The sequence below is a fragment of the Altererythrobacter sp. genome (genome assembly GCF_050299635.1).
Taxonomy (GTDB): Bacteria; Pseudomonadota; Alphaproteobacteria; order Sphingomonadales; family Sphingomonadaceae; genus Erythrobacter.
The window spans coordinates 1-10,447 of record NZ_JBNKWF010000040.1; the positions used below are offsets into that span (position 1 = coordinate 1).

General features: G+C 62.0%; 7 protein-coding genes and 2 pseudogenes. 4 read left to right on the forward strand and 5 right to left on the reverse strand.

The window, feature by feature from the left end; translation table 11 throughout:
* Window positions 1-309: pseudogene (locus ACQY6C_RS14415) on the forward strand (hypothetical protein); the annotation flags it as partial.
* Between the two features lie 23 nt (window positions 310-332).
* On the opposite strand, the gene clpB reads toward ACQY6C_RS14415, so the two are convergent.
* Together clpB and ACQY6C_RS14425 are read right to left on the reverse strand one after the other, a co-directional pair.
* The gene (gene clpB / locus ACQY6C_RS14420; RefSeq protein ID WP_427969929.1) at window positions 333-2,912 is read right to left on the reverse strand and encodes an ATP-dependent chaperone ClpB; all 2,580 of its coding nucleotides are present in this window, start codon (window positions 2,910-2,912) and stop codon (window positions 333-335) included.
* 158 nt (window positions 2,913-3,070) lie between these two features.
* Window positions 3,071-4,519, reverse strand: coding sequence for a helicase HerA domain-containing protein (locus ACQY6C_RS14425; RefSeq protein WP_427969930.1), 1,449 nt, complete (start codon window positions 4,517-4,519; stop codon window positions 3,071-3,073).
* 140 nt (window positions 4,520-4,659) lie between these two features.
* Between ACQY6C_RS14425 and ACQY6C_RS14430 the strand changes: the two genes are divergently transcribed.
* From ACQY6C_RS14430 to ACQY6C_RS14440, 3 genes are all read left to right on the forward strand, one after another.
* Entirely contained in the window at window positions 4,660-6,873 is a 2,214-nt protein-coding gene (locus tag ACQY6C_RS14430; RefSeq protein WP_427969932.1) for an acylase, read from the forward strand.
* 74 nt (window positions 6,874-6,947) lie between these two features.
* On the forward strand, window positions 6,948-7,250 hold the full coding sequence (locus ACQY6C_RS14435) for a hypothetical protein (RefSeq protein WP_427969934.1): 303 nt from the start codon (window positions 6,948-6,950) through the stop codon (window positions 7,248-7,250).
* A 176-nt stretch (window positions 7,251-7,426) separates the two neighbouring features.
* Window positions 7,427-8,134, forward strand: a complete 708-nt coding sequence (locus tag ACQY6C_RS14440) for a hypothetical protein (protein WP_427969936.1) — start codon at window positions 7,427-7,429, stop codon at window positions 8,132-8,134.
* A gap of 7 nt (window positions 8,135-8,141) precedes the next feature.
* Here ACQY6C_RS14440 and ACQY6C_RS14445 read toward each other — a convergent pair whose 3' ends face one another.
* The 3 genes and pseudogenes from ACQY6C_RS14445 to gatB form a co-directional block, all read right to left on the reverse strand.
* Window positions 8,142-8,603 carry a tRNA (cytidine(34)-2'-O)-methyltransferase gene (locus ACQY6C_RS14445; protein ID WP_427969937.1) on the reverse strand — a complete coding sequence of 154 codons (462 nt, stop codon included), beginning with the start codon at window positions 8,601-8,603 and terminating at the stop codon, window positions 8,142-8,144.
* Between the two features lie 27 nt (window positions 8,604-8,630).
* Window positions 8,631-9,509, reverse strand: a complete 879-nt coding sequence (locus ACQY6C_RS14450) for an AraC family transcriptional regulator (protein ID WP_427969939.1) — start codon at window positions 9,507-9,509, stop codon at window positions 8,631-8,633.
* A 65-nt stretch (window positions 9,510-9,574) separates the two neighbouring features.
* Window positions 9,575-10,447: pseudogene (gene gatB / locus ACQY6C_RS14455) on the reverse strand (Asp-tRNA(Asn)/Glu-tRNA(Gln) amidotransferase subunit GatB); the annotation flags it as partial.

Below are 10,447 nucleotides of genomic sequence, written 5' to 3' on the forward strand. Positions count from 1 at the left end.
GGACATTTTTATCGCGATTATGCACGGCAGACAGATACTCTTGCCGCTCGTGCGCCAGATCGTATCCAACAGTTGAGTTACGAAGCCTTGGTCGAGGACGTCGAAACGCAATTGCGTGAACTATTTGACGGGCTATCGATCCCATTCGAGCCGCAGGTGCTCGACTTTCACCAATCGACAGCGCCAGTAGCGACGGCCAGCAGCGAACAGGTGCGTCGCCCGCTCAACCGCGACGGGATGGAAGTTTGGCGCCCCTATTCCCAATGGCTGGACCCGCTCCGCGAAGCCCTTGGGGACCTCGCGGCGTAGCTATCTCCGCTTGAGTCGCGGCCCTAGCTAATCACCATTTCCAGCGCACCGTCGCCTTCGTCGATTTTGACGGTCGAACCATCGGGCACTTCGCCCTGCAGCAGCTTCTCGGCGAGCGGATCCTGCAGGTATCGCTGCACCGCTCGCTTGAGCGGCCTTGCGCCATAGACCGGATCGTAGCCCACCCGGCCGAGCCATTTGCGCGCGCCATCGGTCAGATCGAGCGTGATCTTGCGATCCTTGAGCAGTTTCTGCACCCGCGCGACCTGGATATCGACGATCGGCGCCATATGCTCCTGGCCCAGGCGATGAAACAGGATGATCTCGTCCAGCCGGTTGAGGAACTCGGGGCGGAAATGCCCGCGCACCACGTCCATCACCTGCGGCTCGACATCCTCGACCTTCTGGTCGTCACCCAGTTGTGAGAGGAACTGGCTACCGAGGTTGCTGGTCAGAATGATCAGCGTGTTCGAAAAGTCGACCACCCTGCCCTGCCCATCGGTCAGGCGCCCGTCGTCGAGCACCTGCAGCAGCACGTTGAAGACATCGTTATGCGCCTTCTCAACCTCGTCGAACAGCACGACCTGATAGGGCCTGCGCCGCACCGCTTCGGTCAGCACGCCGCCCTCTTCATAGCCGACATAGCCCGGAGGTGCGCCGATCAGGCGGGCAACCGCGTGCTTCTCCATGAATTCGCTCATGTCGATGCGCACCATCGCCTGGTCGTCATCGAACAGGAAGGCCGCGAGCGCCTTGGTCAGTTCGGTCTTGCCGACGCCCGTGGGGCCAAGGAAAAGGAATGAGCCGAGCGGCCGGTTCGGATCCTGCAAGCCAGCGCGCGCACGGCGCACAGCCTTGGAGACAGCCTCGATCGCCTGGCTCTGGCCGATCACGCGCTTGCCGAGGATCTCCTCCATCTGGAGCAGCTTCTCGCGCTCGCCTTCCATCATCTTGTCGACGGGGATGCCGGTCCAGCGGCTCACCACGGAGGCGATATCCTCCTCGGTCACTTCCTCGCGCAACAAAGCGTTTTCGGACTGCGCGCGCGCGGCCTCGAGCTGTTTTTCCAACTCGGGGATCGTACCGTAGGAAAGCTCGCCCGCCTTGGCCAGATCGCCTTCGCGCTGCGCCTGCTCAAGTTCGATCCGCGCAGCGTCGAGCTGTTCCTTGATCTTGCTTTCGGCATGAATCTTGTCACGCTCGCTCTGCCAGCGCGTGGTCAGTTCACTGCTTTCCTGCTCCAGATTGGCCAGCTCTTCGCGCAGATTCGCGAGCCGGTCCTTTGAGGCATCGTCGCTTTCTTTCGAAAGCGCCTGTTCCTCGATCTTGAGCTGGATGATCCGCCGGTCGAGCGTTTCGATCTCTTCCGGCTTCGATTCCACTTCCATGCGGATGCGGCTGGCGGCCTCGTCCATCAGGTCGATCGCCTTGTCTGGCAGGAAGCGGTTCTGGATATAGCGGTTGGAAAGCTGCGCCGCAGCGACGATCGCGCTGTCGGTGATGTTCACGCCATGGTGCAGCTCGTATTTCTCCTTGATCCCGCGCAGGATGCTGATCGTATCTTCGACGCTGGGTTCGGCGATAAAGACGGGCTGGAAGCGCCGCTGCAGCGCCGGGTCCTTCTCGACATATTTCTGATATTCGTCGAGCGTCGTGGCGCCAATGCAGTGCAGCTCACCACGCGACAGGGCCGGCTTGAGCAGGTTGGAGGCGTCCATACTGCCTTCGCTCGCGCCCGCACCAATCAGCGTGTGCATCTCGTCAATGAACAGGATGATCTGCCCGTCAGAGCCCTTAACTTCGTCAAGCACGGCCTTGAGCCGTTCCTCGAACTCGCCGCGATATTTCGCACCGGCAATCAGCGCGCCCATGTCGAGCGACATCAGCGTGCGGCCTTTGAGGCTATCGGGCACATCGCCATTGGCGATGCGCAGCGCCAGCCCTTCGGCAATCGCGGTCTTGCCGGTGCCGGGTTCGCCGATCAGCGCGGGGTTGTTCTTGGTCCGGCGAGCAAGAATCTGGATCGTGCGGCGGATTTCCTCGTCGCGGCCAATCACCGGGTCGAGCTTGCCCGCTCGCGCCGCCTCCGTCAGGTCGCGGGCGTATTTCTTCATCGCATCATAGCTCTCTTCGGCCCCGGCGCTATCGGCAGTCCGGCCCCCGGTTATGTCCTGGATCGCAGCCTCGAGCGACTTGGCATCGACATTCGCCTGCTTGAGCGCCTTGCCCGCCGGATTGTCGGAAGCAAGCGCGATCGCCTGGAGCAAGCGCTGGACAGGCACGAAGCTGTCGCCCGCCTTGCTGGCAAGCTGTTCAGCCTGGTCGAGAATGCGCACAGCATCATTATCGAGCCCGGGGGTCTGTTGCGCACCGCCACCCGAAACGGCCGGGATCTTGGCCAGTGCATTGTCGACTTCAGTGACCGCAATGCCGGAATTGCCGCCCGCGCGCTGGATCAGCTGGGCCGACATGCCTTCGCTGTCTTCCAGCAGCGCCTTGAGCAGGTGCGACGGCGTGATCCGCTGATGGTTCATGCGGATGGCAACGGTCTGCGCGCTTTGCAGGAAACCCTTCGCGCGATCGGTGAACTTTTCCAGATTCATGGATGCTCCCTCACTGAATTACCGCCTCGATATGGTGTTGCAAAATGGCAACACAAGCCCCTGCAGCCAAAATTATGCAGGTGTATTAGCCGGATATAGGGGTCTCACCCAGACTTGCGAGGGGTTTGGCAGCAATTGGGCGCAATTTATCCGGCGAATCAGCCCGCGGCGAGGCCTTCCAGACCGGGCACCATGACCGTGCGCCCACCGCCGAAATCCTGCCGTACGACCACCAGCCCCTGCCGCTCGAGATGGTCGAGCAGGCGGCGGATTCGCCCGGGCGAACTGGTCCCATAGGCACGCGCAAGCGCTTCCTCGTCCACTTGCGTTTCGCCAGCATGGGCAGCCTTGGCGATCACGAGAAAGGGAGCGAGCAAATCTTCCTCCACCGTGCCCGCCAATGTCAGGATGCGTTCACGCGTCGCCGCATCGAGCTCGTCGAGCCCCGCCCCAGCGATCGCGAAACGGCGACGGAAAGACTGCATATCGGGCATCGGGCCGACAAGCCTTTCGCGTCGGCAGCGGCTAAGGAAGGTCTGATATTGCGCGCTGGCGGACTGGAAGGCGATGCCTTCTTCGCAGGCGAGCGCCTGTATGAGTTCTTCGATACGGCCTGCGACCGCACCACTATCCCGTAACTCCTCCGGCTGCGGCACCTGGCGTTCTTCCGCGCGCGCAATGCTCGCTTCCACTTCGTCTACGCGCGGCGCAGCTGGTGGAGGTGGCGGAGGCGCAGGTCTGGCCGCTTCGGATGCAAGATCGCGCGTCAGCAGTGCAGCCATATCTTCCGGGGCGGCTTCGGGCAGTGGCATCAGCCCTTCCGCCCGCGCCTTCAGCCCGGACTGCACCGGGCCGATCTTCACCGCTAGCGGTACGCGGGTGATTGCCGGGCCGAGTGCGAGGAAATGGCCTCGTTCAAGCTCGCGGATACGCTCCGCCTGGCGGCGCTCCATGCCCAAAAGGTCGGCAGCGCGGACCATGTCGATATCGAGGAAAGTGCGCCCCATCAGGAAGTTCGAGGCTTCGGCGGCGACATTCTTGGCGAGTTTCGCCAACCGCTGCGTCGCGACGATCCCGGCCAGGCCGCGCTTGCGCCCGCGGCACATCAGATTGGTCATGGCCGACAGCGTCATGCGCCTCGTATCCTCAGCGATCTCGCCAGCGACGGCGGGCGCGAACATCTGCGCTTCATCCACCACCACCAGTGCGGGGTACCAATGCTCGCGCGGGGCATCGAAGAGAGCCGTCAGGAACTGCGCGGCGCAGCGGATCTGCTGTTCGACCTCCAGGCTTTCCAGCGCCAGCACGACAGAGGCGCGATGTTCACGGATGCGGCGCGCCAGCGCTTCGATCTCGCCCGGCGAATAGGCCGCCCCGTCCACCACGACATGACCGAACGGCTCAGCCAGCGAAGTAAAGTCCCCCTCGGGGTCGATCACCACCTGCTGCACCATGCCGGCGCTTTCTTCCAGCAGGCGCCGCAGCAGATGCGACTTGCCGCTGCCTGAATTGCCCTGGACCAGCAGCCGGGTGGCGAGCAGCTCCTCAATGTCGAAGCTGACGGGCGAGCCGCCTGTCCCATGGCCAATGACAATCTCGGTTTTCACAATCCCACGGGTAGCCAGCCGAATCCCGCCTGCGGAAGTACCCGCGCGGACTTATCCCGAACCATGTGTGTCCCTGCGCATGTGGGCTTCACCAATTGGCGCATCCGCATTAGCTTGCCGCGCCAAAGGGAGAGAATCACATGAGAAAATGGCTGGCACGGATCGGATTTACCATGCTGGCCGTGTTTCTGCTGGCTTTCATCGCGCTGGCCACGTGGGAGCCATTCTTCGCAGCGTCGGCCAGATCGCCTGAAGGCGACCGCCAATACCGAGCGGAAATTAGCCGCGACGAATATGGCGTGCCACATATTCACGGAAAAACCGATCCCGATGTCGCTTTTGGCGTCGCCATCGCGCAGGCCGAGGACGATTTCTTCACGCTGCAAGACGTGCTGGCCATGGCGCGAGGGCGCTATGGCGCAATCGCGGGCGTGAATGGCGCAGCGGTCGACTACGTCTATCACTTGCTCGATGCGCGCAGCACGGCGGAACGGCATTATCCCGAATTGCCCGAGGATACGCGCGCCCTTTTCGAAGCCTATGCCAGCGGCCTCAACCGCTATGCCGCGGAACATCCAAACGAGCTCAAGCTGGCGAATCTGTTCCCTGTGAATGGCGAAGATATCGCCGCCGGATTCGCGCTGCGCCAGCCATTCTTTTTCGGCCTCAACAATGTGATCGAACCGCTCGTCGCGGGCGAACCGTTACTGCGCGAGTTCGGCCCCGATATTCCCGGCTTCCCGCGCGATGGCCACGAACCGTCGGCACCTCCGATGATGGAGGAACAGGCGAGCGTCGCTCTCTCTCCATTCGGTCGCGACGGCGCGCTTTCGGGCTCCAACGCCTTTGCGGTGGCACCGGAAAAATCGGGCGGGCCGACGGTGCTGATCTCCAACACCCACCAGCCCTGGCGCGGCAGCGTCTCCTGGTATGAATTGGTGGTTGAAAGCGACGAAGGCTGGCATTTCGCCGGGGCAAACCTGCCGGGCACGCCCTATCCCGTATTGGGCCATAACGAACATCTCGGTTGGACCCACACCGTCAACCGGCCGGATCTCACCGATATCTACAAGCTGGAAATGGACGAGAGCGGCACGCGCTATCGCCTCGATGGCAAATGGCGCGATCTCGAAAGCGAGACCGTGACTCTACCGGTCAAGATGGGCCCGGTGGTGCTGCCAATCCGCCGCACCGTCTATCGCAGTGTGCATGGCCCGGTCATCAAGAATGATCGTGGGGCCTTCGCGATCCGATATGCCAGAATCGACAATATCCGCTCGATGGATGCATTCTATCGCGAGAGCAAGGCGGCCAACTTCGAGGAATGGCTCGCGGTGTACCGGCGGATGGATATTCCCAATTTCAACGCGGTCTATTCCGATAAAGAGGGCAATATCGCTTACATCTACAATGCCGCGATCCCCGACCGGAAACCCGGCTACAACTGGCGCGGAATCCTGCCGGGCAACGATAGTTCGCTGATCTGGCAGGGCCCGGTGGCATTCAATCGCATTCCCAAGCTCATCAATCCGGCATCCGGCTGGCTCTACAATTCCAACAACGAGCCCTACACCGCAGCCGGGGCAGGAAGCGATCTTTCGCCTGACGACTTTGCCCCCGAACTGGGTGTGGAGCTGAAGCAGACCAATCGCTCGCGCCGGGCATACAAGCTGCTGAGCGCGGCCAACCTGCTGGACCGAGAGACGCTGAGGTCGATCAAATATGACACGGCCTATGAGCGCGCGGGCTACGTTGCCGAGCTGTGGGACGCGCTCGCCGCGCTCGACCTTTCGGATGACGCAGAACTGGCCAAGGCGCGCGACCTGCTGCTGCAATGGGACTTCACTGCCGATAACGAGGGCGCAGCCGATGCGCTGGCGCTGCTGATGATCAAGGACTTCATGTCGGCCGAATACCAGAACAAGAGGCTGCCCGACGTGCGCGAGCACCTGACCTGGGCGACCGGCCATCTCAAGCGCTACTTCGGGCGGATCGATCCGCCGATGTCGGATGTGCTACGCCTTCGGCAGGGACCTGGCCGCTATAGCGTCGACCTGCCGCTAGACGGCGGATCGGACACCTTGCGGGCCTCGACCAGCTGGGACGTGGACGAAGACGGACGCCTCAACGTCAAACATGGCGACAGTTTCATCATGTGGGTCGAATGGCATGAAGGCGAGCCGGTGCAGTCGCGCTCGATCCAGCCATTCGGAGCGGCAGTCACGCGCCCCGACAGCCCGCATTACACCGACCAGTCGCGGCTGTTTGCCGAACACAAGCTCAAACCCGTACATTTCTGGCGCAAGGATGTGCTCGCAAACGCCAAGCGTCGTTATGTAGTTGAGTCTTACTGACACCAGTGTAAACACGGAACGCATACAGCGCCCACCCATTGGGTGGACAAGGTTTTATCAAAGAGGAGATTACGATGTCTGTTGCCGGTACCTATGAAACCACCGTCAAGAGCCCGATGGGCGACCAGAAGGGCACCTTCACCGTTGTCGATGGCGGCGACGGCAGCTTCACCGGCTCGATGGCTGGCGGCATGGGTTCGATGGACGTCGAGGAAGGCAAGATCGACGGCAATACGCTGACCTGGAAGATGAACATGACGGTGCCGATGCCGATGACGCTGGAGTGCGAAGCGACGGTCGATGGTGACGCACTGACTGGCTCGGTCAATGCCGGCGCATTCGGCGCGATGCCGCTTTCGGGCACCAAGACCGCCTGATCCGGTTCCAATCCGCAAAAAGAAGGGCCGCTGGAGCGATCCGGCGGCCCTTTTTGCGCCAGTTGCGAGAGTTTCCGGAACCTACTCAATGCTCTAAGGTTGATTCTCGATGGACGACCGCCACAGTCGCTCCCAGCAAGGCAATGCGACGCCAATCAGCAAGAGGAGACACCTCGATGAAGACGAAAATGTCACTTGCCACCGCACTCGCGTTCACTCTTGTTGCATGCAGCGCGGACACAGACGACGCCACTACTTCGGAAGCGCCCGCCGCCGATGCAGAAAAGGTAGCGGTGATCCCCGAGAGTCTTGCGCCCTTCGGCGATGGCTATCCCAATGCAGGCGATCCATGCCGCAAATTGGGCGAAAGCGCAGCCACCTCTAATTATCTTGACGACAGCGCGGTGCTGGTCGGGTGTCCCACGCAGGCATCAGCCGAAGAGCTCGGCGGCAAGATCGCCGACACCATCGAGGGTGTGCGGATCGTATCCGTCTCGATGGGCGACGCGAATGTTGGAATGGGTGAAGGCGGAACGCCGACGGTCGATGCGCCAAGCGTCGATGCTCTCGTCCCCGGTACAGACTACCATGCAACTGCGCAGATTCCCTGCGGTATCGGCGGCAATCCGCCCGGCCAACAATGCGATGCCGGCGTGAAGCGCAACTGGGGCGAGGACGGCACGACCCTGGTCGAAGTGACCAAGCCCGACGGGAGGACGCGCGCGATCTTCTTCAAGGGCACCGAACCCTATAGCGCAGACAGCGCGCAGGCCGATGGCTCGGCAGGATGGGATTTCGCGACATCGCGCAACGGCGACCAGGTTACGATCAAATTCGGGCCGGAGACCTATGTAATCGTCGATGCCCTCGTCGAAGGGGGCTGACGAAGACCTATCGGGGCATGTGCGCGCGCAGGGCCTGATAGGCCGCCGCCGCCACGGTGTTTGCCAGATTTAGCGAGCGCACCTTGTCCGATCGCATCGGCAGGCTGACCATCTGCGAGCGATGCGCGGCAACGATCTCGGAAGGGATGCCCTTGGTCTCGCTTCCGAACACGAGATAGGCATCCGCCGGATAATCGGGCTCGTAGAAGCTGCGTTCCGCATATTCCTCAAACAGGAACAACTGGTCCGCACGCGGCGCGCGCTCGGCGATGAAGGCCTGCCAATTCGCGAATTCGACCAATTTGATGTGCGGCCAGTAATCGAGTCCGGACCGCTTCACCCTCTTGTCCGATATTTCGAACCCCAGCGGGCGGATCAGGATAAGCTCCATATCGAGCGCCACGCAGGTGCGCCCTCCCGCGCCGGTGTTTCCGGGGATTTCAGGCTGGACGAGGACGATCGAGGTCATCGCCCCCGCCTAGCCCCGTGCCGCCCGTCATTCCAGAGGCAAGTAGAGTTCCGTCACCATCTCGCCTTCGGGCATGCCGGGGCCGAAATTGCTCCGTTCGCAAAACAATGGATAATCGCGCGGCGTCTCGCCGCTTTGGGGTAGCCAGTCATGGTAGAGCCAGGTCGCTGGAACTTCGAGTTCGTCGTTGATGCCGGTGAGCTTCAGGCGCGCACAGCGCCCGCCCGCGATGGCCGACCTTTCCATATCGACGCCCGGTTCGAGGCCGCGCAACGCTTCGCAGGCGAGATCGATGCGGAAATCTTCGGGTGCAACGTCGAGGCCACCGTAGAAGATGTTGAATGTCCGTGCGACGTGCGGCCCGACCCGGTTCGCTTTCCGCCATTCGATGAAGCGCGCGATCGTCGGCTGGACGATTGCCGGATCGCCACGGTGGCTGAGCAAAATTATCGGTGTTTCGGCGAAATCGACAATCTCAACGTCGCCTGGTTGTAAATTCGAAGCCATGATGTGTTTCCTCGCATTGTCGTACGGCGTGATTGCCGTCTGCCACGCGGCCCAGTCGGGTGCCTTGCGAAACGCACTCGGGCTGACCCCGAATTCCCCGCGAAAGGCCTTCGCGAAGGAATCGTGAGACTGAAACCCCGCCGCGAGCGCAATCTCAATCACCTGCAATTCCGGCCGGCACGCCAATGCGAAGGCCGCCCGCTTCATCCGCGAGAGGCTCACATAGCGCTGGACGGAGATGCCGAAGCTGGCCCCGAACTGGCGATGGAAATGGAACTTGCTGAAAGCCGCGACGCCAGCCAGCACCTCCAGCCGCAGGTCGCCATCAGGGTGCCGGTCGATGTGATCCAGCACCCGCGCCATGCGCCTGCGATAATTGTCGGCAGCCGTTTCGTTCATTCCATCCTCCGTGGCAGGGGATGGCTAGCCGAGGCCAAGGCCGCGCGCCCGACCGATCTTGCGGTTCAGCCCAACTTATCCTTTAGGATCTGGTTGACGACTGCCGGATTCGCCTTGCCCTGCATCGCCTTCATCGTCTGGCCGACGAAGAAGCCGAACAGCTTGTCCTTGCCGCCGCGATATTCGGCGACCTTGTCTTCGTTGCTGGCGATGATCGCGTCGATTGCCTGTTCGATCGCCCCGGTATCGCTGACCTGCTTGAGGCCTTCGGTATCGGCGATCTCTTCCGGGTCGCGCCCGCTCTTGAGCACGATTTCGAAGATTTCCTTGGCCTGCCCGCCGCTGATTTCGCCAGCACCCTGCATTTTGAGGATTTTCGCCTGCGATTGAGCCGTGGCGTTTGCGATATCGCCTTCATCACCGAGCGCATTGATGACGCCCGGCGCGACGGAAAGCGACCAGTTGGCGACCTGCGTCGCAACCTCGGCTTCGGGTTTGCCCAACGCCGCGGCGGTTTCCGTCAGCAGCGTTTCGAAGCGGGCAAAGGTTTCGACCTCTGCAGTCAGTTCGCGGGCATTGTAGGGCGTCAGGCCCAGCGTGCCTTCATAGCGCGCGCGCTTGGCATCGGGCAGTTCGGGCAGCGAACCGCGGCATTCCTCAAGGAATGCGTCGTCCAGTTCGAGCGGCAGCAGGTCGGGATCGGGGAAATAGCGATAGTCATGCGCATCTTCCTTGCTGCGCATCGACCGCGTGGTGCCCGTACCGGGATCGAACAGGCGCGTTTCCTGTACGACTGTACCGCCATCTTCGATCAGATCGACCTGGCGCTGCGCCTCATGCTCGATCACCTGCATCACGAAACGCACTGAATTGACGTTCTTGGTTTCGGTCCGCGTACCGAACTCCTCGCCCGGACGGCGCACGCTGACGTTGACGTC

Coding starts and splice junctions, on each gene's coding strand:
- clpB (WP_427969929.1), bottom strand. CDS start 2,912: ATGAATCTGGAAAAGTTCACCGATCGCGCGAAGGGTTTCCTGCAAAGC.
- ACQY6C_RS14430 (WP_427969932.1), top strand. CDS start 4,660: ATGAGAAAATGGCTGGCACGGATCGGATTTACCATGCTGGCCGTGTTT.
- ACQY6C_RS14435 (WP_427969934.1), top strand. CDS start 6,948: ATGTCTGTTGCCGGTACCTATGAAACCACCGTCAAGAGCCCGATGGGC.
- ACQY6C_RS14440 (WP_427969936.1), top strand. CDS start 7,427: ATGAAGACGAAAATGTCACTTGCCACCGCACTCGCGTTCACTCTTGTT.
- ACQY6C_RS14445 (WP_427969937.1), bottom strand. CDS start 8,603: ATGACCTCGATCGTCCTCGTCCAGCCTGAAATCCCCGGAAACACCGGC.
- ACQY6C_RS14450 (WP_427969939.1), bottom strand. CDS start 9,509: ATGAACGAAACGGCTGCCGACAATTATCGCAGGCGCATGGCGCGGGTG.